The sequence below is a fragment of the Dokdonia sp. genome (assembly GCF_039945015.1).
Classification (GTDB): Bacteria; Bacteroidota; Bacteroidia; order Flavobacteriales; family Flavobacteriaceae; genus Dokdonia.
Window position 1 is genome coordinate 139,629 of sequence record NZ_JBDUXP010000009.1, and the last position, 20,695, is coordinate 160,323.

The 20,695-nt window shown below is 35.3% G+C and carries 16 protein-coding genes; 6 read left to right on the top strand and 10 right to left on the bottom strand.

Annotated features, from left to right (window positions below):
• Positions 1-72 precede the first annotated feature (72 nt).
• From ABJD27_RS08290 to ABJD27_RS08300, 3 genes are all read left to right on the top strand, one after another.
• Positions 73-1,215, top strand: a complete 1,143-nt coding sequence (locus ABJD27_RS08290; protein WP_348172236.1) for an aminotransferase class V-fold PLP-dependent enzyme — start codon at positions 73-75, stop codon at positions 1,213-1,215.
• A gap of 69 nt (positions 1,216-1,284) precedes the next feature.
• Complete coding sequence (locus ABJD27_RS08295) at positions 1,285-2,697, top strand: aminotransferase class V-fold PLP-dependent enzyme (RefSeq protein ID WP_348172233.1); 1,413 nt, start codon at positions 1,285-1,287, stop codon at positions 2,695-2,697.
• Positions 2,698-2,805: 108 nt separating this feature from the next.
• Positions 2,806-3,603: a tryptophan-rich sensory protein gene (locus tag ABJD27_RS08300; protein WP_348172230.1), complete on the top strand. Its 798-nt coding sequence runs from the start codon at positions 2,806-2,808 to the stop codon at positions 3,601-3,603.
• Between the two features lie 8 nt (positions 3,604-3,611).
• Here ABJD27_RS08300 and ABJD27_RS08305 read toward each other — a convergent pair whose 3' ends face one another.
• Positions 3,612-4,472, bottom strand: a complete 861-nt coding sequence (locus tag ABJD27_RS08305) for a glycoside hydrolase family 18 protein (protein ID WP_348172227.1) — start codon at positions 4,470-4,472, stop codon at positions 3,612-3,614.
• Positions 4,473-5,056: 584 nt separating this feature from the next.
• On the opposite strand from ABJD27_RS08305, the gene mfd reads away from it, so the two are divergent.
• From mfd to ABJD27_RS08320, 3 genes are all read left to right on the top strand, one after another.
• Entirely contained in the window at positions 5,057-8,431 is a 3,375-nt protein-coding gene (mfd, locus tag ABJD27_RS08310; RefSeq protein ID WP_348172224.1) for a transcription-repair coupling factor, read from the top strand.
• Between the two features lie 27 nt (positions 8,432-8,458).
• Positions 8,459-8,605, top strand: a complete 147-nt coding sequence (locus ABJD27_RS08315) for a hypothetical protein (RefSeq protein WP_348172215.1) — start codon at positions 8,459-8,461, stop codon at positions 8,603-8,605.
• Positions 8,606-8,770: 165 nt separating this feature from the next.
• Positions 8,771-11,608 (top strand): insulinase family protein, encoded by a 2,838-nt coding sequence (locus tag ABJD27_RS08320; RefSeq protein ID WP_348172212.1) that lies wholly within the window; start codon positions 8,771-8,773, stop codon positions 11,606-11,608.
• 76 nt (positions 11,609-11,684) lie between these two features.
• Here ABJD27_RS08320 and ABJD27_RS08325 read toward each other — a convergent pair whose 3' ends face one another.
• The 9 genes from ABJD27_RS08325 to ABJD27_RS08365 form a co-directional block, all read right to left on the bottom strand.
• Positions 11,685-12,542 carry a TraB/GumN family protein gene (locus ABJD27_RS08325; RefSeq protein ID WP_348172209.1) on the bottom strand — a complete coding sequence of 286 codons (858 nt, stop codon included), beginning with the start codon at positions 12,540-12,542 and terminating at the stop codon, positions 11,685-11,687.
• Between the two features lie 491 nt (positions 12,543-13,033).
• Positions 13,034-14,431, bottom strand: coding sequence for a S41 family peptidase (locus tag ABJD27_RS08330; protein ID WP_348172206.1), 1,398 nt, complete (start codon positions 14,429-14,431; stop codon positions 13,034-13,036).
• 222 nt (positions 14,432-14,653) lie between these two features.
• Positions 14,654-15,139: a hypothetical protein gene (locus tag ABJD27_RS08335; protein WP_348172203.1), complete on the bottom strand. Its 486-nt coding sequence runs from the start codon at positions 15,137-15,139 to the stop codon at positions 14,654-14,656.
• Positions 15,140-15,381: 242 nt separating this feature from the next.
• Positions 15,382-16,521: a T9SS type A sorting domain-containing protein gene (locus ABJD27_RS08340; protein ID WP_348172200.1), complete on the bottom strand. Its 1,140-nt coding sequence runs from the start codon at positions 16,519-16,521 to the stop codon at positions 15,382-15,384.
• An 80-nt stretch (positions 16,522-16,601) separates the two neighbouring features.
• The gene (locus ABJD27_RS08345; protein ID WP_348172198.1) at positions 16,602-17,720 is read right to left on the bottom strand and encodes a helix-turn-helix domain-containing protein; all 1,119 of its coding nucleotides are present in this window, start codon (positions 17,718-17,720) and stop codon (positions 16,602-16,604) included.
• A gap of 193 nt (positions 17,721-17,913) precedes the next feature.
• Positions 17,914-18,273 carry a YraN family protein gene (locus tag ABJD27_RS08350; protein ID WP_348172195.1) on the bottom strand — a complete coding sequence of 120 codons (360 nt, stop codon included), beginning with the start codon at positions 18,271-18,273 and terminating at the stop codon, positions 17,914-17,916.
• Positions 18,270-18,845: a hypothetical protein gene (locus ABJD27_RS08355; RefSeq protein WP_348172192.1), complete on the bottom strand. Its 576-nt coding sequence runs from the start codon at positions 18,843-18,845 to the stop codon at positions 18,270-18,272. Before ABJD27_RS08355 ends, ABJD27_RS08350 begins: the two co-directional genes overlap by 4 nt.
• 14 nt (positions 18,846-18,859) lie before the next feature.
• Positions 18,860-19,783, bottom strand: coding sequence for a carbon-nitrogen hydrolase family protein (locus ABJD27_RS08360; protein WP_348172189.1), 924 nt, complete (start codon positions 19,781-19,783; stop codon positions 18,860-18,862).
• Positions 19,773-20,675 carry an LD-carboxypeptidase gene (locus ABJD27_RS08365; RefSeq protein WP_348172186.1) on the bottom strand — a complete coding sequence of 301 codons (903 nt, stop codon included), beginning with the start codon at positions 20,673-20,675 and terminating at the stop codon, positions 19,773-19,775. The genes ABJD27_RS08360 and ABJD27_RS08365 overlap by 11 nt, the downstream gene beginning before the upstream one ends.
• Positions 20,676-20,695: the final 20 nt, after the last annotated feature.

Here is a 20,695-nt window from a genome sequence, read left to right on the forward strand (position 1 = left end):
TATAATCGATACTAAATAAATTATTTTCGCTCTACTCTATTTTCATAGATCATCTCTTTATAAAAAATTGCTATGCAACATCAAAAACACCTCTTCTCACTTCCAGAAAACGCAACATACATCAATGGAGCTTATATGTCTCCTCAACTCAAAAGTGTTGCGCAAGTAGGACTGGAAAGTATTGTGAGAAAAAATAACCCCATGGCGATTTCTCAAGATGATTTTTTTACAGATCGGGTCTTAATAAAACAACGATTTGCACAACTCATCGATGCTCCTGATTATCAGAATTGTGCCATCATTCCTTCGGTATCTTATGGAATTGCTACCGTTGCAAAAAATATAGCATTACAACAAGGAGATGAGATTCTTCTGGTAGATGAGCAGTTTCCAAGTAATGTATACGCTTGGCGCGAAAAAGCAAACATAACTGGCGCTATTATAAATGTGATAGCTCCACCTACAACTTTTGAAAACAGAGGTCAACGCTGGAATAAAAGTATTCTGGAAGCTATAAACCCAAAAACAAAAGTTGTCGCTATAGGACATATCCATTGGGCAGACGGTACTCTGTTTGACCTAATAGAAATACGTAAAAGAGCGCACCAAGTAGGTGCAAAATTAATTATAGATGGTACTCAAAGCATAGGCGCACTTCCTTTTTCTGTAAAAGAGATTCAGCCAGATGCATTAATTACTGGTGGCTATAAATGGTTACTAGGCCCTTACTCTATAGGAATGGCTTATTATGCTGATACTTTTAATGATGGGCAACCACTAGAATACAATTGGATCAACAGAAAAAATAGTGAGGATTTTAGTCAGCTTGTGAACTATCAAGATGAATACCAACCCAAAGCCGATCGTTTTTCTGTAGGAGAATCTAGCAATTTTATTCTAGTTCCTATGCAAATCAAAGCGATTGAGCAATTATTGGATTGGGGCGTTCAAAACATTCAAGATTATTGTCATACAATTTCTGCTACTGCGATACAACAATTACGAGATCTAGGTTGCTTTATAGAAGACGAAGCCTATCGTTCTAAACATCTATTTGGTGTCTATCTTCCTGATCATATGGATATGGAAGTGTTAAAAGTACGCTTTCGCGAAAGCGATATCTCCGTAGGCATACGAGGAGAAGCCATTAGAGTTGCTCCACACGTGTATAATACTGCCGAAGATTTTGAAAAGTTTGTTGCTTGTTTTAAGTAAACAAAACTCTAAATAATTTTAATGGTCTGAGCAATAACCTACCTTTGCAGTCTAGTAAAATAGACACTCATGAACAAAGACACTTTAGAACTTTCTAAAGAAGAGATGACTGCTTATGGCTATAGCGTTGTAGATGCTGTAGTTGCACATTATGACACTCTTAATGACAAAAATCCTATTGCAACAGGAAGTCGTAAAGAGATGGACAACTTATTTCTTGAAGAAGCTCCAGAAAAAGCTTCAGACCCAAAAGAAGTCTTAGATTTTGTGATTGAAAAAGTCATGAATAAAGGGGCTATTGCAGCGCACCCAAAATTTTTCTCATTTGTTCCTGGACCTAGCAATTATATAAGTGCTATGGCAGATACACTTGCTACAGGATACAATGTGTTTTCTGGTGGATGGTCACAATCACCACCCGCTGCAGAACTAGAAATTGTAACTATAAGTTGGCTACTTAAAATATTTGGGCTTCCTGTAAAAAAAGGAGGTGGCATTTTTACCAGTGGTGGTTCTATGGCAAATCTAACTGCTATTGTAGCTGCGCGTCGTGTGATGTGTGGTGATGATTTTTCTAAAGCAATTATATATCTATCCGATCAAGCACATTCTAGTAATGTAAAAGCGATTAGAACCATAGGATTTAGAAAAGAACAAATCCGTTTGATCCCAACAGATTCTGAGTTCAAGTTTTCTACTATAAAATTAAAAAATGCGATTGCAAGAGACCGCTTAGAAGGGCTTCATCCCTTTTGCGTTATAGGGACTGCAGGCACTACAAATACAGGTACCATTGATCCGCTTACAGAAATTGCAAGAATCTGTAAAGAAGAGAAACTATGGTTTCATATAGATGGAGCCTATGGAGGTGCTGCGATTCTTTCTAAAAAAGGGAAAGAACTCCTTAAGGGAATTTCTAAAGCAGACTCCGTTACTGTAGATCCTCATAAATGGTTCTTCCAGCCTTACGAAATGGGATGCCTATTAATACGTAATCATAAACATCTTAAAAGTACATTTTTAGAAAAACCAGAATACCTAAGAGATATAGAAGGTAACGAATCTGAGATCAACTTTTATGATCACGGGGTTCAACTTACACGGCGTTTTAGAGCTTTAAAGTTTTACATGTCTCTTAAAACATTTGGGTTAAAAGCCTTTAGGAATGCGGTTACCTATAACATAGAACTCGCTGAAAAAACAGAACGATTACTCCGTAAAAGCTCAAAGTGGGAAATTGTTTCTCCTGCGACATTAGCCATTATAAATTTTAGATACAACCCTATAGGAAACCATCATTCTGAAAAACAGCTTGATGCTTTAAATCAGAAAATATCAGAAAATGTCGTCGCATCAAAAGAAGCCTTTCTAGTTACTACCATCCTTAATGGTCAAGTGGTTCTTAGAATGTGTCTTATTAATCCTCGTACTACGTTTCAGGATATTAAAGATACGCTAGCGCTTTGTGAGCAATTTGCATAAATTATTGTTTTGAGTCCGCTTTTAAGAAGTAAACAACACAGAAGTTTATACTGAACTTAGCTGATGTGCAAAAGCATACGTACCTTTATAAAAATCCATCAAGGAATTATGAAAAAAGTACTCGCTATTGTAAACTTACTTTCAGTCATTCTCGTCCTCTTAGTAAATGGCTTATCCCAATCACAACGTTGGAATAATACAACCATAGGAGAAGTAAGTGATGCCTACGAGAATCTCTTTACACCTGCTGGATATGCATTTGCTATTTGGGGCCTTATCTTTTTAATGCTTATTGGGTATGTTATATTTCAAATACGCAGCGCTTTTTTTAGCAAAAAAGAATCGTTGTTTATTGAGCAAACTGGCTGGTGGTTTACCATTGCAAATATCTTAAACGCAAGTTGGGTCGTCGCCTTTACCTATGAATATGTAGGTCTTTCTGTATTCATTATGCTAGGTATTTTAATCAGTCTTTTACAAATCATACGAAAGACTAATATGGAACGATGGGATGCTCCTATAGAAATCATTGCGTTTGTATGGTGGCCTATTTGTATCTATTCAGGCTGGATCGCCGTAGCTACTATTGCAAATTTTAGCGCCTTTTTTGCAAGTATAGATCTTACGGGGGTTGAGTCTACTCAAATTACATGGACCATACTCATGATTACTATTGCTGTCCTTCTCAATATTTTTATGATTAAGACACGTAATATGCGTGAGTTTGCTGGTGTCGCAGTATGGGCGCTCATCGCCATTTACATACGGCATAAAGACAGTATAGAAAGTATTGCTTATTATGCCCTTTGTGGCGCTATTGTACTACTAGCAATGATTTCTTTACACGCATATACTAACAGGAAAACAGCGCCACATATCAAATTAAAAGAGCGTTTGAATAAGTAAAGACTCGATTATGAAATCGCCCCTTGGTTTAATGCATCTCCAATAGTGGTTCCCCAAGTGCCATTAGTATCACTAGAGAATTGCCAGTTCATCATACCACCAAGTACTCCATCTTGTTGTATAGGTTGCATAACATCTGTCACAATTTCGTTTACAGGCATGTATCCAGATCCCGCATCATGACTTGTTACTGGAAGTCCGATCATCAATTTTTCTGGGCTCATTCCTTGTAATTGAGAGAATGTATGATAGGCACTTATAATTTCGCTAGGATCGGCGCTCCAAGGTGGGTTATTATAAAACTGAACATTGAGCCAGTCTATTTGATCACCTGCTTCTTCCATAATGGTTACATATCCATCCATCCCACTTCCAACTTGTAGATACGGTGGTTGCGGCGCATGTGTAATCAGGTATTGCGGGCTTGGTAGTTCTTGTCGAAGTGCCTTGGTTAAATTAACGAGAAGATCAACACCATTATAGGTTGCTTTTCCCATAAAAGCCTGCGTATCTTCAAAGTCAAGGTCGACACCATCCAGGTTGTATTTTTTTACAAATGCCGCAATAGATTGCGCCATTTGCACTTCATTGCCAACAATACCAGCATATCCTTTTGAAGACATCTGACCGCCTCCAAAAGAGATCATTACTTTTTGATCATTAGCCTTTAATGATGCTATGGCATCAATAGTGTGCTGTGTTAATTGAGGTGGAGATGCCGATGCAGCCATTCCTCCTGCAATTTGTAATGACAATGGGTCATTTTCATTGGTAAATAAGAACGCTAAAATCAATGTTGTATACGGAAGATTTACAGCCGAACTAAGTGCAATATGACCGCTGTTGTAATAGGAAATTAATTGAGACATAATGTGTGGTACTTTGAGGTTTTAGTGATTCATAGAGTGTATCATACATACCTGAGAATCAATACATATGACCCTCAAATATACATAAACACGTTTGTAATATCCTAACAAACAGCTCATTAATAATGCGAAAACAGGTAGTTATACGGGTAGATTTTGATTAAATGTCGCTTCTTATAAAAGTTGCTGTACTAAGCGTGTTGAAGTACATTATTATATAAAAATCAATGACCTTGCTACGTTTAGGCTCTAATCCCGTCATTTCGATACTATAAAACAATAACCTAAGGACATTGAGTGATTTATAGAGTGCTAGAAGCACTTTATAAATAGTATCGAAATGACCGAATGACCGACTAGGTGCTTTAATAAAAAATAGAGTACTACTCTAATTTAGAGTGTTACTCTATTTTTTAATCATCATTACATGTGCACAATTTTACGTTCGAGTCTTCTCTCCTAAAAAGGAGGGACTGAGGGAGATGTTCCTAGTGTGTAAAAAACTCAAAACAATAATTAATTTTCTGTTTCCGCTTTCGCGAAAGCGTAATTACCACGTATCTTTGTTTTAAATTAATTCTCACGTGAGTAAAACAACACTCTCGCATCAACTTGCACAGTCTCAACAACTCTTGAAACTGCAGGATGCTATTGCCCAAAATCACCGAAACATACAAGCAAAAGGCCTTATAGGTTCTGCATTATCTTATACTATAAGTGCTGTTTTTGAGCAAATAGAACGCCCAATTCTACTTATTCTTAATGACAAAGAAGAAGCTGCGTATTACCTTAATGACTTAGAGCAATTACGTAAAGAAGTCAACGTATTATTCTATCCAGGAAGTTATAGAAGACCCTATCAAATAGAAGAAACAGACAATGCAAATGTACTACTGAGAGCAGAGGTTTTAAACCGAATTAATAGTAGGAAAAAGTCGGCACTTATTGTGACCTATCCTGATGCGTTATTTGAAAAAGTAGTTACGCGTAGAGAATTAGACAGGCAAACCTTAAAAGTAAATGTAGGAGATAAATTGTCTATCGACTTTATAAATGAGATGCTTTTTGAGTATCATTTTAAGCGTGTTGATTTTGTCACAGAACCTGGTGAATTTTCTGTGCGTGGAGGAATTGTAGATGTATTTTCTTTTAGTCATGATGAGCCGTATCGCGTAGAGTTTTTTGGAGACGAAGTAGATAGTATACGTACCTTTGATGTAGAGACGCAACTTTCTTCTGATCAAGTAAAGAAAATCTCGATCATGCCTAATGTAGAAAACAAAGCATTAGAAGAAAAACGTGATACTTTCCTTAAATATATTGCGAGCAATACCTTAGTTTTTATAAAGAACAGATCCTTATTTTATGATCGGATTGATACTAATTTTGCAAAAGCGGAAGAAGCCTTTACAAAATTGTCTTCGGAGATCAAACATGCTACTCCTGCCGAGTTATTCTGTAAAGGAACCTTATTAAAATCTGAATTAGAAAGCTTTCAAACCATAGATATCAGTACATCGGTAACGGATGTAAAGATAAATACACTGGTGGTATATAACCAGCAACCACAACCTTCATTTAATAAGCAATTTGATTTACTCATTCAGAATTTAAATGATAACCATAAAACTGGATATAAAAACTATATCGCGTGTGTAAGTGAGCAACAAGCTAAGCGTTTTCGAGATATTTTTGATGATGCGCAAACCGATGTTGCTCCTTATGAAACTATTGTCGTTTCCTTGTATCAAGGATTTATAGATGATGATTTAAAAATAGTAGTATATACAGATCATCAGGTTTTTGAACGATATCATAAATTCAATCTTAAAAATGGATATGCAAAGAAGCAAGCCATCACTCTTAAGGAATTAACAAACCTTAAAGTAGGAGATTATGTGACGCATATCGATCACGGGATTGGAAAATTTGGTGGACTTCAAAAAATAGATGTCGAAGGCAAAAAGCAAGAAGCCATAAAACTTGTATATGGAGAGCGTGATATCCTGTATTTAAGTATTCACTCACTTCATAAAATTACCAAGTTTACAGGAAAAGATGGAAAAGCACCTCAAATCTATAAACTAGGAAGTCAAGCTTGGAAAAAATTAAAAGCCAAGACAAAATCGCGTGTCAAGCATATTGCTTTTAATCTCATTAAATTATATGCAAAACGTAGGACACAAAAAGGATATGCTTTTGGTCCAGATTCGCATATGCAACACGAGCTTGAAGCTAGTTTTATTTATGAAGATACACCAGACCAAAGTACGGCTACAGAAGATGTAAAACGAGATATGGAAAGCGATCGTCCTATGGATCGATTGGTATGTGGAGATGTAGGCTTTGGAAAAACAGAAGTAGCCATACGCGCCGCTTTTAAAGCCGTAGATAATGGCAAACAAGTTGCCATTCTGGTGCCCACCACTATTTTAGCATTTCAGCATGCAAAAACCTTTAGAGAACGCCTTAAGGATTTTCCTATCCGTGTAGAATATCTTAACCGTTTTAGGACAGCAAAACAAAAACGTGATGTCCTAGAAGGACTCACCAATGGATCAGTAGATATTGTTATTGGAACCCATCAACTCACGAGTAAAAATGTCATTTTTAAAGACCTAGGATTACTTGTTATAGATGAAGAACAAAAATTTGGTGTTGCTGTAAAAGACAAGCTCAAGACAATAAGTGAAAATGTAGATACATTAACGCTTACGGCAACTCCAATTCCAAGGACATTGCAATTTAGCCTGATGGCAGCAAGAGATTTAAGTACGATTACAACAGCACCTCCTAACAGATATCCTATTGAGAGTAGTGTCGTTCGTTTTTCTGAAGAGACCATACGAGATGCCGTGAGTTATGAAATTCAACGAGGAGGGCAAGTGTTCTTTATTCATAACCGTATAGAAAATATTAAAGAAGTTGCTGGACTTGTGCAACGATTGGTGCCAGATGCAAAAGTAGCCGTAGGACACGGACAAATGGAAGGTAAAAAACTAGAAAATCTCATGCTTGCCTTTATGACTGGAGAGTTTGATGTACTAGTCTCAACAACCATTGTAGAAAGTGGACTTGATGTGCCAAATGCCAATACGATCTTTATAAATAATGCTAATAACTTTGGACTATCCGACCTTCACCAAATGCGTGGTCGCGTAGGGCGAAGCAATAAAAAAGCATTCTGTTATTTTATCACACCTCCATACAGCGCTATGACAGAAGATGCCCGTAAGCGTATCTCTGCTTTAGAGCAGTTTTCTGTATTAGGGAGCGGATTTAATATTGCCATGAAAGACCTTGAAATACGTGGTGCTGGAGACTTATTAGGTGGAGAACAAAGTGGTTTTATAAACGAAATAGGTTTTGACACCTATCAAAAAATCCTAAATGAAGCCATCGAGGAACTTAAAGAAAATGAGTTTAAGGAATTGTATGAAGGAGATGCCGCTTTCGCGAAAGCAAATAAAGACTACGTAAAAGATACCGTTATCGATACCGACTTTAGTTTGCTTTTTCCTGATGATTATATCAATAATATTTCCGAACGTCTTAATCTGTATACACAACTTAATAATACCAAAAATGAAGATGAACTTGCCATTTTTGAGGCAGAACTCATAGACCGCTTTGGAACATTGCCAAATCAAGCAAAAGATTTATTAAATTCTGTTCGTATTAAATGGATCGCTACCAAAATTGGTATCGAAAAAGTAGTCATGAAAAACGATAAATTTATAGGTTTCTTTATCTCAGATCAAGCATCAGAATTTTATCAAAGTGATGCCTTTACTAGCGTATTACAATTTGTACAAGAAAATGCATATCGTGTAAAATTAGAGGAAAAGAAAACACGTACTGGATCTCGATTATTACTCAAGTTTGAAAGCGCAAGATCCATTCAAGAAGTCTTTGAAGTACTCCTTCCTCTTATGCCTAAAACGAAAGAAGCTACATAAATACCATTATTAGAAAACGGTGATTCTATGTTTCTGCTTATATATTTCTTTTGGGAAGATTTACCTAACAAAAACAAGATAGAATTAGGATTGGACTATAGAATAGATTCTTTTATAAATAGTTCTCCAGATCGCAGATATTGGACACAGATAGGATATTCTCTTTCATTATAAAATATACGCTTTCGCGAAAGCGTATAAGAAAACAGTCTTTAAAACATCTATATTAACGTTTTAAAGAGATGGTTTTTAAAATTTTATGCATTTTTTCACGTTAATAACATTAGTTATAAACTAACTTTATAGTTTTAATATCTATAATCATCAATTATTTGCTATATGAAAAAACACATTACACTATTTCTTAGTCTGTTTCTCACTGCAGGATTTGCCATCGCGCAAACCTCTGGAGATGTACAATCATCAACCCCAATTCCTACAGCAGAGATTCCTGTAGATCCTAATGTAAAAGTTGGAACACTCTCTAACGGGCTTACCTATTACATACGTAATAACGGAAAACCAGAAGACAAAGTTGAGCTTCGACTTGCAGTAAATGCTGGATCTATTATGGAGACAGAACGACAATTAGGTCTTGCCCATTTTATGGAGCATATGAACTTTAATGGAACTAAGAACTTTCAAAAAAATGACCTTGTAGATTACTTACAAAGTATCGGAGTAAAATTTGGTGCAGACTTAAATGCCTATACTAGTTTTGACGAGACGGTATATATCCTTCCTATTCCTAGTGATGATCCAGAAAAACTTGAAAAAGGATTTCAAATCATAGAAGACTGGGCACATAACACTACCCTTTCTGAAGAAGCCATCGATGGAGAACGCGGCGTTGTTCTTGAAGAGTTACGATTACGTCTTGGAGCTGAAGAGCGCATGCAACGTGAGACGTTACCAAAAATAATGTATGGATCTAGATATGCAGATCGATTACCTATAGGAACTAAAGAAAATCTTGAAAACTTCAGTTATGAAGACGTTCGTAGTTATTATAAAACATGGTACCGTCCAGAGTTAATGGCAGTAGTTGCTGTAGGAGATCTTGATGTAGAGACAATGGAGCAAAAGATTAAGGATCATTTTGGAAAAATTCCTGCAACTACTAATGGAAAAGAACGCGAGAGCTACCAACTTCCTAATCATGAAGAAACTTTTATTGCAATAGCATCCGATCCTGAGGCTGCTTTTAGTCGTGTAAATGTTATGTATAAGGATCGCAAAAATGCCGAACCTAGTGTAAATATTAAAGATTACAGAGAAGGGCTTGTACGCAATCTGTTCTCACAACTTATTAATAATCGTCTTGGAGAATTACGTAATAGTGCAAAACCTCCTTTTGTATTTGGTTTTTCTTTTTACGGAGGCACTTTTGCCAGAACAAAAAACGCCTATCAATCTATCGCACAAACTAGCGCCGAAGGACAACTAGAAGGACTAAAAGCACTACTTCTAGAGAACGAACGTGTAAAGCGTTATGGATTCCAACAAGGAGAATTAGATCGTGCAAAGAAAAGTATCATTGCAAGACTAGAGAAATCATATAATGATCGTGATAAAATAGAGAGTGGTCGTATTGTAGGGCAATATGTAAGCAACTATTTAGACAAACAACCTATTCCAGGAATAGAGTGGCAATTTACAACTACAAAAAGATTGCTAGATGGGATTGAGCTTGAAGAAGTAAGTAAGCTTATCAATGCTTTTATACATGATGACAATCGTGTGATCACACTTACAGGACCTGAAAAAGAAGGGCTTGAAAAAGTAACCGAAGCACAAGTACTTGATTTAATCAAAGAGGTAGAAAATGCAAACATTACTGCATATGAAGATGAAGCTGTTCGAGAAGCTCTAATCGAGAAGTTACCTGCACCTGGATCTATTGTTTCTACTACAAAAAATGATGCTGTAGGAACTACGACAATGACACTTTCTAATGGAGCGACCATTACGATTAAAAAAACAGACTTTAAAAATGATGAAGTCCTTTTTCAAGCCTTTAGTTTTGGAGGAACAAGCTTATACTCTGATGAAGATTTAATTGCTACATCTTTTGCCAATGGTGGTATTACACAAGCAGGAATAGGCGGTTTATCTCTTACAGATATGTCTAAGTTTATGAGTGGGAAAATTGCTAATGTTTCTCCATTTTTATCAAATTCGGCAGAGAATTTTAGAGGTTCGGCAGCACCTAAGGATTTGGAAATATTATTCCAAATGGTACACCTATACTTTACAGATATAAATAAAGATAATGAAGCTTACCAATCGTTTGTCACAAAACAAAAAAGCTTTTTAGGAAACTTAATGGCAAACCCTAGTTTCTATTTTCAAGATAAAGTTGGATCAAAACGTAATGAGGGCAATCCTCGTTATGGAGGTTTTCCTACTGCTGAGAAATATGATGCCGCCGATTATGATCTAGCATATACAAAATTTAAAGAACGCTATGCCGATGCAGGGGATTTCCATTTTTACTTCGTAGGGAATGTTGATGAGGCGCAAGTGGCCGCTTTCGCGAAAGCGTACATAGCATCTTTACCTGGTCTTAATAGTAACGAAAAGTATATCCCTACAAAATTTAGAGAAAAAGACACCTATGAAAAATTTGTCGTTAATAGAGGAGCAGATCCAAAAAGCTCAGTGTCTATCGCTTGGCGAGAAGAAACCACCTATGATAGAGAGACTGAACTTGCAGCAAATGCACTTGGGGAAGTACTTACTATCAAACTTGTAGAGAAACTACGTGAAGAAGAAGGTGGCGTGTATGGTGTAGGCGCTCGAGGAAGTCTTAGTAAGATTACATTTGTCGATTTTGATTTCTCTATTTCTTTCCCTTGTGGACCAGAAAACGTAGATAAGTTAGTAGCTGCTTCACTTGCTGAGGTAGAAAAAATCAAAAAAGAAGGTGTTACGGCAGAAGATCTTGCCAAAGTAAAAGAAACCTACTTAGTGGCTCGAAAAGAACAGGTAAAAACGAACCGTTTCTGGCTAACAAATCTTGTAAATTTAAGACAGCAAGACCGTGATGCCACGTATATTTCGGAATATGAAAAAAGAGTACATAATCTTACTGCAAAAGATATTCAGAATGTAGCACAAAAGTTTCTTGATGAAAACTATTTCTTGTCGATACTTATGCCAGAAGAAAAAGAATAAGCACCACGTATTTTATATTGCGAAAGCCTCCTATTCTATATATAGGAGGCTTTTTATATGGTAATAATATGCTTCGTTATTCTGTAATAGGAGTTACTGTATATCCTGCTTTACGCAGTAGATTAATGACTCCTTGATCTCCTGCTAAGTGACCAGCACCAACACCGTAAAATGCTTTTTTGTCTTTAGAAATAGTTCCTATTTTACCGATCCAATCATTATTCCGGTCATCAAGAAGTGCTTTTTGTAATGCTGGGTCCATCTCAAACGTTTCATTCATGGCATTATATAACCCTAGAATATCTTCCTTTTTATATTTTTCGATCATATTGTCAAACATACCAGTAACCTTCTTCTCATCAGACACATATTCTATGACTTGATCCATTTGTGCATCATATGGTTGTGCATCAAAAACTCCTATTTGAAATTCTGGTGTTTCTAGTCCGATTACTTCTTTTTGACCTTCCTTTGTTCTTTTAATAATTTCAGCTTCATAACTTACTGTTTGTTTTCCCATCATCGCTATTGAGATCATAGATGATACTGCAAAAGGTTTAAACGTATTAAAAGCGGTCATTCCTACTCCCATATGTTCTTTAAGATATGTATCTAATATTTCATATTCTTTCTCATCCATATATGAACTCAATTTCTCATCTCCGTCTAATTGCATAAGACCTTGCATTCCCCCCATCATTTGAGGGTCATCCATATCAAGTTCTAAAACCGTAATTTCTGTATCCTTAATTGCCTTTTCTACTTTATCCTTAAATACAAAATCTGCTTGCGGAATTAAATGAAAGGTTCCAAAAACATAAGAAGTCTTAATGTCATCACCTTCTATTTTCCATAATAAACTAGATTCTTCTTGAGCGATTAAAGAAAAGGTACTAAGACAAAATGCTATAAATGCTTTACATGTGTTTTTCATAATTATATTTTCCTGTTTTCTATACTGTGTACATGATTACATGTCATATAGGTGTATATTCCTATTAAAATGTTACACAATCAGGTACAAACTCTTATTCTTACTACAATGACGGGTAAATACTCCTATTATAGTAAAAGCAGTAGATCTTATCAGAAGGTAGTATTAAGTAGTACCACATTAGATCATTGTGGCAAAAAGTAAGCCGAGGCAAATATAAATTTGACCTCGGCTAGTAAATCATCAATTTTTCTATTCAATTTTATCTCACTAAAAATAAATATGATATTCTTTGATGATTATAAGTGTTACACTTATGTCTTAAATGTGTGCTTCACTAATTAGAAGCTATCATTATAAAATTATTATTTCTAAATTCTTAAGTCTCTTAGACTTTTACCATATAACAATAACATGTTTTTTTATTGTATATATCAGTCTTAAAACGACTTCCTTTTACTATTAGTATATCATTTGTCATATTAAGGGACTTATTTATTTATAAGATCAAAAGCAAACGATTTGACCACATCTTTTTTTGATATCCAATCCTCTAGTGATATAGAAACTGGATAATCAGGAATAGTGCCTCTCCCTATATTTTTGTTTGGATCTACAGCATTTACATATTTATGTAAAGGAACCGTAATTACAAATCCTCCCTGCATTATTACTTCTGGCATAAGACCACTGGTATTTCCTTGATACCCACCAGCACTCTCTTCACCTACTACTTTTGCTTTTTTGTTATCAGATAAAATAGCAATAAAATCGGCTGCAGAAGACATACAAAATCCATTAGTAAGAAGATATGTTTGTCCTTTAAAATTATATTTTGCCGGTTTTTGAGGCTTATAATATCTAAATTCTTTTGTGAGCAAAGCTCCTTTCCAGAGATAAGTCGAATCTTTTTTCTCAGGCTTACTATAAAATATTTTTGCCATGCCTTTGCTTACCTGTCCTGCTATTTGTTCCGTAACTTCAATGCGATCCCAATATCTAAATTCTTCATCAAAGAAATAAGAAGCAAGCAGTGCTGCATTACCATCGGTTCCTCCCGTATTATATCGCAAATCGATAATCAAGTTTTCTACTTCCTCTTCTTCTAATGTTTTAAAAACATCTTTTATAAACTTCTTAAAATGTTGTCCATTACTTTTGATCGTAGTCTTAGCAAAGGTTTGAATTTTCAACACTCCAATGTTATCTCTAACCTCAAAAACTAACTGTTCTTTGTTTGTTGGAGCAATCATATCTTGGGTGGGGAAAACTTCAGGAGTAATTCCTTGTATTGTATATTCTTGTATTATGTTTTCTGATCTAATCTTCACTTTAAATGCATCTGTCATTTCAATAATACTTTGATACCAAAACGGAAATCGAAGATTGAGTGCCAGTACTTTTTCTGTTTCATTATATCCATCAGAAGGGATCGCTTTAAGTAAGGTTTCTATTATAGAATCAATAGGTGTATCATTAATAGAAAGGAGTTCTCCTTTTATAGGAATAGTTACATTCTTAGCATGATCTTTTGTGATAAACACCTTTCTGTTTTCATCTATAAAAATTTCTAACGGAATATGTGTTTTTGTTTCTCTCATTGCCGTTTCATAGGCTTCAGGAAGTGCAATACCTGTATGTAAACATCCTATTTGTGCAATAAGCGGTTTTATGTTTCTATAAAAATCTAATGTAGTGAGCGAATCAGTAACCGTTTGTAATCTAGCATCTATAATCACATCAAATTCTTCTTTTGAGGTGTATCTATAAAATCCTGGATGTCCTTTTTGCATAATATCCAAGATATTTTTAGTCCATGTCTTAATGCTATCCTGATGGTATTTTTTATCAAAATTTACTCCCTCATTTTCTTGAGAGAAAAGAGGCATTATAAACAGGCTACAAACAAAAAATAAAATGGGTTTTATATACATAAATGATCCTCTAATAGATTATGAGCCGAAAAGTAAGTAATCATACATGACAAGTCTTTATTCTTAACAAAACTATAAGCCAGTTTTTAGATACAATTATACTTTATACGCTTTCGCGAAAGCGTATACACGCACATTTAATTCCTCAAAATAGACGCACCTCTATTTCGATTTAGATTATGATTGTTTTATAAATACAAGTTGTCCCACATGATCTCCGTCACAATCTGTTCCTGTAAAATCAATAACAAAATTTTCATTTGCATTGATTATTCCATCGCCAGAAAAACTTCCTTCACAATCTACAATCGTATCTGTAAAAGTAAAAGAGGTAATCGTCGTACCATCAAGATTTATGACCATTGTTCCGTCATTTGCATTAGTACTACAACATGAAGTGTAATTTGAGGTTGCAAAAAATGCTGCATCAATACGATTTGGGTTTGATGCACTTACAACAAATCTCGCAGAGATGGCAAAATCTGTATAGGTTATTGAAGGTGTAACAGAGTTCCAAGTACCTCTATAATTTCCAGAAAATGTTTCTTCTATAGGGTCTTCTTCTTCCATTTGTTGAGGTTCATTATCATTATCTGAGCCACAGCTAGAAAGGAATAAGCATAGACATAGCATCCATGCATAAAGTGTTAGGTGTTTTTTCATTCTTAATTGTTTAGTTAGTTAATTAATTATACTCACTAAACAAATATTTTGGCTAAGGTGCGCCTTTTGAGAGTACTAAAAGTACGTTTTTAAAATCAAAAATAATAAAAACGTACTCAAAATATTTTATTTCTTCTTGTATTGTGGTAAGCGCGCTTGCTTTATTAAAAAGAGGTTTAACGATACTCTGAATATCTGGCACGCGTTCACGTATTTTTATATTTTAATACTTTTTTATAATACTATTGTTTCACAAATTTTCGATTCACTACGGTTTCTCCAATCTTAATTTTAACAACGTATACCCCTTTGCTCCATGTACTTGTACTTAATATTGATTGTAAGTTTCCATTTTGAATAGAACCTTCTGCTGTTTTTACTAATTGACCTGCAGTATCATATACACTAACGGTATACTTTTGTGCATTTATTAATGTCGCTTGAATTGTTATAGAATCATTTTGCGGATTTGAAAACAACTTAACTCCTATCGTGTTTTCAGAATCATTTAAACCTAAGGTTTCTAAATCTATGGCACGAATCAACCCAACTTGTCCATCAAGAACATATAGTGTATCCCCTGCCTCATTAACCGTACAGCTATTTGGAAAATTAAACTCAGCTTCTAGTAATTCGCCATCCGTTGTTGAGGATCCACCAGAACCTGCAAAATGCTCCACACTACCATCGCCAGTATTTACTCGATATATCATTCTTAAATTAGGTGAAGGAATATACACATACTCATTAGAATAAACGATCTGATTAATTTGAGCTCCTGCAACAGTGGCGATAGTTTCAATGTTTTGAGCAGTATCTACTTTAATAACATTTCCTCCAACAAAATTGGTTATAAATAAGTCTTGATTTTCATCTACAGTTATGCCGATGGCATCTAGTATTCCATTACCAGAAGCATATATCTCAGAATTACCCTCGAGATCGAACTTTAATACTGTGCTACCAGTTCCACTAAAATTAGCGCCAAATAAGGTGACCAATATTTCATCGTTTTCAGTAACAATGAGCCCCGCTGGACCATCCAAATCTGAAGCAAATTCAGTTATAGTTCCTTCTGGTGTTACTTTACTAATTGTATTTCCAGTATAATTAGACACATAGAGGTTTCCATCTGAGTCAAAACCCATACCAACTGGTCCCAGTAATCCAGTAACATGCTCTGTTACCTCTCCTTCTAGAGTTATCTTTAAAATATTGGTTTTGTTAAATCCTCCCGACACTAAAATATCACCCTCTGGAGTGATGATCATACCATCTCCATAATTTGATTCTATTGAAGCTAGTGTTGTAACTTCTTGTGAAAAAAGCGTATTTACTGTTGCTAATAATGCTATTATTAATGTAAGTTTCCATTTTTTCATAATTATTTGAATTTTAAATTAAATTCAAATAAAAAACGAATACTTTATACTTACGACAGTATGGGTACAAGGCTACCCTTTTAGGCTACTTTTTTACTTTTTATATACGCACTAGGTGTCTGTGAAGTCACATGTTTAAAAGCCTTATTAAAGGTTGACTTTGAATTAAATCCAGCATCAAAAGCAATCGCCAGCAAGGTTTGCTTGAGGTGTATTTCCCGATCAATACTTTCTAATACATCTTGTACACGATGTGCATTGATATAATCATAAAATGATTTTTGATAGATTTGGTTCAATAACCATGAAAGATTATTGGGTGATGTATTCAATTTTTCAGCTAAGGTTTTAAGAGATAAGTCTGATACTTTATAAATCGCTTCCTCTTGAATATAGAATTGTAATCTTTTCTGCAATTTTTGGATTTCATCTGGCTTAAGACGCGCTCTTTCCTCTTTTGTTTTAAGGCGTAGCGGTATTCTAAAAATTTCTGGCTGACGTAAACTATAGTATCCAATCACATAAATAAATAATGGAATAGAAATCCATACCAATTGATAATTAAGCACTGTACTGAAGCTTGAAAACCCAAATATCTTACTTACAAAACTAACAAGCCATAATACTGTAAATAATGTAATCGTTCCTAACACATACGTAGTATATCGACGTATAATAAGCACATAAGAAACTTGATGCATCATCACTTCTCTATGCTTTTTAAATAACTTATATGAAGCAAGGATGTAAGCAATAAAACTTATAATTCCGATAAGCTCTGCAAAAAACCAAAAAAATGGCAAGAAGCTACTTCCCTGTAAAGCTGCAATACTTTTAGGAAGTAATGAATACGTAGTAAGTGTTGTTCCAAAATGTATTATGGCAATCAAATAATGCCAAAAAGAAAGCCTAAAAACAGTTGCTTCTTGAAAAAGAAGACGTCGTATATAACAATATATAAGAGGCCCAAATAAAAAAATTGTTACATCTACTATATCAGAAACATAAACGACCCAGAGTGCGTCTATTCTAAAAGCAATAACACGACCAAATAGCATCACTACTGCAATACCTATTGCTATAGAAAGCACATCATTTGCCGCTTTATTACGATTGTCTATAAAACGTAATGTGATGGCCAGAAAAATTCCTTGGCTTACTCCCAAAAAAAGAATAATATCTAAAAGTGTAAACGACATCTTTATCTTACTTTATTGGTGTTTCGTCTATTAGTAAAATAAGTAATCATAGATAACTAATCTTTATTCTTAACAAGAATATACGTGTTTTTGGGTACACTCATACACTATATATCTATCATGTAGGTTGTATACGCTTTCTCGAACCTGCCTGTCGGCAGACAGGAGCGCACTCTTAATCATTTCAGAAAAATCAAAAATGATAAAAAGCGTCTTCAAAATGTTTTATTTCTTCTTGTGTTGTGTTTTTAAGAACCGCTATAATATCAAAACGGACTTCGACATCAAGATCTTTTGAGATCACATACTCGTTGGTCGCTTTTACAATGTTCTTGATTTTGCCTTGTGAAACAAAGCTTTGTGGATCTCCAAAAAAGTCAGAATTACGTGTTTTTACCTCAACAACAACAAGAGTTCCTTTTTCTTTCTGACATACAATATCCAATTCTGCTTTATTGTAAAACCAATTACGCTCTAAAATGGTGTATCCTTGTTTAATAAGGTATAGCGTTGCATATTCCTCTCCCCATTCGCCAAGTTCGTTATGTGTCATAAACTTTCTTCTCTACGTACTCTTTCTATAAATCCTATTATCTGTGTATTTTCTGCTAGATCTAAATCGACAATCATTTTTTCTAAATATTTAAAACCAGACATCCATTCTTCATTTTCGATATAGGTATTTACTTGAGTAGTGATATCTTCAACATACTGATCATTATTCTTAAACATAGAATAATCCTTATCAAATTTACTTTCTTGATAAGCTTTTGTAACATGATTTAAAAGTATTTTGAGTTTTGTTTCCTGATTTAAAATAATAGCATCACTGACTTCTCCTAAATTTAAATCACTATCACCATTTAATGGATCATACCCTTTTTGAATTCCTAGTTCTATAATTTGTTTTATGATATATGGGCTAATAGGAAAACATTGAAACAAATTAAAATCATAAGAAGCGTAATCTATATTTGCAAATATCTTTTTACTATTTGTAATATTTGCAGCCATCACTGAAATATTATTTCGAAATTCCGAATACTCTCCGCTTCTTGAACAAATCCAATAATATGGATTTCCATTTACTTCAATTTTTCTTGATTTCTTTTTTGGGAATGCCATTACTTTTTATAGGGTTATGATTCCTTCTTCATCTCAGGTTGATCCTTCACATCAAGTGTAAAAATATCAGGTCGCGCATAATGCCCTATGGTATCAAAGTCAAGTTTACTACGTGTGATTTCGTGAAGATCAATGGTTGTGGTAAGTGCTCCTGCTTTATCAAAAAGAGGTCCCGCAAGAATCTGACCGTTGGGTGCTACAATCACACTCCCGCCACGGCACATCATTTCAGGTTCATCTACAGCAAGCGCTTGATACTTTTCTGAGTACATAGACTTGGTAAAAAACTGATTACATCCTAGTACAAAACAGCGCCCTTCTAAGGCAATATGTTGCATGGTCGACGTCCAGTTATCTCTAGCATCGGCTGTAGGGGCAATATAAATTTCTATCCCTTTTTGATACATAGCTATACGTGCTTCTGGCATATAATTTTCCCAGCAAATCAATCCGCCGAGTTTTCCTATATCCGTATGAAAAGTAACCAATCCTTCGCCTCCCGCTTCTCCCCAAATAATACGTTCAAAACCTGTTGGCTTGATCTTACGATGCACACCTAATAGTCCAACTTTAGGAGAGATATACAACATGCTACAATACAAAGTCCCATTTATCGCTTTGCGCTCGGTAACGCCTAAAACAAGGTATACATTTTGCTCTTTGGCAAGTTGTTCCATCCGAGGAAGATCATCACTTTCTAAATCAAAACTGTGCTCATAATACTCGGCATATAAATCTCTTCCTGCTTCGGTACGGCTTCCTACTTTGGTGCCAAACATAAATCCACGAGGGTAACCAGGCACAAAGGATTCTGGAAATACGATAAGCTCGCTTCCTGTTGCCGCGTGTGTTTTTGCGAGTTGTTCTACTTTTTGAAGTGTTGCCTCTTTATTAAAGAATACTGGACTGTCTTGTATGAGGGTTACCTTAACTTTCATAAGTTACTATGCAATTATTTTTTGTTACTTCAACCGCAACGGTTGCTCCCATAATTAAGGCTCGGTTATCGTCTACGTGTCCTGCTGGGAAATCAAAGGCGACTGGGTATTCACATTCTCCAATGGCATCTATCACAATCTCTTGTGCCGTCTTCCCAAAAGGAATTCGATTATCGTGCATTTTGGTCATACCTCCTACAATAAGACCTGATAAATGATCCAACATTTTATTTCGTTTGAGATTCATAATCATACGATCTACATGATAGAGATATTCATCCAGATCTTCTATAAATAAAACTTTCCCGTCGGTATCTAAGGCAGAACTGCTTCCGCACATAGAGTATAGCATCGATAGATTTCCTCCTACGAGTTGTCCTTTGGCGGCACCTATTCTATTTAATGTATGAGATGTCTCGTATGTGATTGTTGGTTTTTCTCCAAATAGGGCTTGTTTTAAAGACGCTTTCGCGAAAGCGGTATTATCCTGAACACTAACAGGCATTGTCCCATGAATGGTTTTAAAGCCTATTTTATGTATGTGACTATGGAATACAGTTACATCAGAATATCCAACGATCCACTTAGGGTATTTTACAAATTTGTAAAAATCGAGTTGGTCAATAATGCGTACGCTTCCATACCCGCCTCGAGCACACCAAATGGCTTTAATATCTGGATTATCAAGCATTTCTTGAAAATCACGTGCACGAGCAGCATCGTTGCCAGCATACTGGTGGTCTGATGCTCCGATTGTTTTTCCAATGACAGGAACCAGCCCCCAACTTTTAATAAGTTGAATTCCTTCTTCAAGTTCTTCCAATGAGATTTTACGTGCCGTAGCAACCAAACCAACTTTATCACCGTATATTAATGCGGGAGGTGTAACCATAGTGTTGTTTTACTCGTCTC

Excerpts from the sequence above, each read along its gene's own strand:
- ABJD27_RS08360 (WP_348172189.1), bottom strand. The coding sequence starts at position 19,783 with ATGAAAGTTAAGGTAACCCTCATACAAGACAGTCCAGTATTCTTTAAT.
- ABJD27_RS08305 (WP_348172227.1), bottom strand. The coding sequence starts at position 4,472 with ATGTCTCAATTAATTTCCTATTACAACAGCGGTCATATTGCACTTAGT.
- ABJD27_RS08290 (WP_348172236.1), top strand. The coding sequence starts at position 73 with ATGCAACATCAAAAACACCTCTTCTCACTTCCAGAAAACGCAACATAC.
- ABJD27_RS08340 (WP_348172200.1), bottom strand. The coding sequence starts at position 16,521 with ATGAAAAAATGGAAACTTACATTAATAATAGCATTATTAGCAACAGTA.
- ABJD27_RS08345 (WP_348172198.1), bottom strand. The coding sequence starts at position 17,720 with ATGTCGTTTACACTTTTAGATATTATTCTTTTTTTGGGAGTAAGCCAA.
- ABJD27_RS08295 (WP_348172233.1), top strand. The coding sequence starts at position 1,285 with ATGAACAAAGACACTTTAGAACTTTCTAAAGAAGAGATGACTGCTTAT.
- ABJD27_RS08355 (WP_348172192.1), bottom strand. The coding sequence starts at position 18,845 with ATGGCATTCCCAAAAAAGAAATCAAGAAAAATTGAAGTAAATGGAAAT.
- ABJD27_RS08365 (WP_348172186.1), bottom strand. The coding sequence starts at position 20,675 with ATGGTTACACCTCCCGCATTAATATACGGTGATAAAGTTGGTTTGGTT.
- ABJD27_RS08350 (WP_348172195.1), bottom strand. The coding sequence starts at position 18,273 with ATGACACATAACGAACTTGGCGAATGGGGAGAGGAATATGCAACGCTA.
- ABJD27_RS08320 (WP_348172212.1), top strand. The coding sequence starts at position 8,771 with ATGAAAAAACACATTACACTATTTCTTAGTCTGTTTCTCACTGCAGGA.
- ABJD27_RS08335 (WP_348172203.1), bottom strand. The coding sequence starts at position 15,139 with ATGAAAAAACACCTAACACTTTATGCATGGATGCTATGTCTATGCTTA.
- ABJD27_RS08330 (WP_348172206.1), bottom strand. The coding sequence starts at position 14,431 with ATGCCTCTTTTCTCTCAAGAAAATGAGGGAGTAAATTTTGATAAAAAA.
- ABJD27_RS08315 (WP_348172215.1), top strand. The coding sequence starts at position 8,459 with ATGTTTCTGCTTATATATTTCTTTTGGGAAGATTTACCTAACAAAAAC.
- ABJD27_RS08325 (WP_348172209.1), bottom strand. The coding sequence starts at position 12,542 with ATGAAAAACACATGTAAAGCATTTATAGCATTTTGTCTTAGTACCTTT.
- ABJD27_RS08300 (WP_348172230.1), top strand. The coding sequence starts at position 2,806 with ATGAAAAAAGTACTCGCTATTGTAAACTTACTTTCAGTCATTCTCGTC.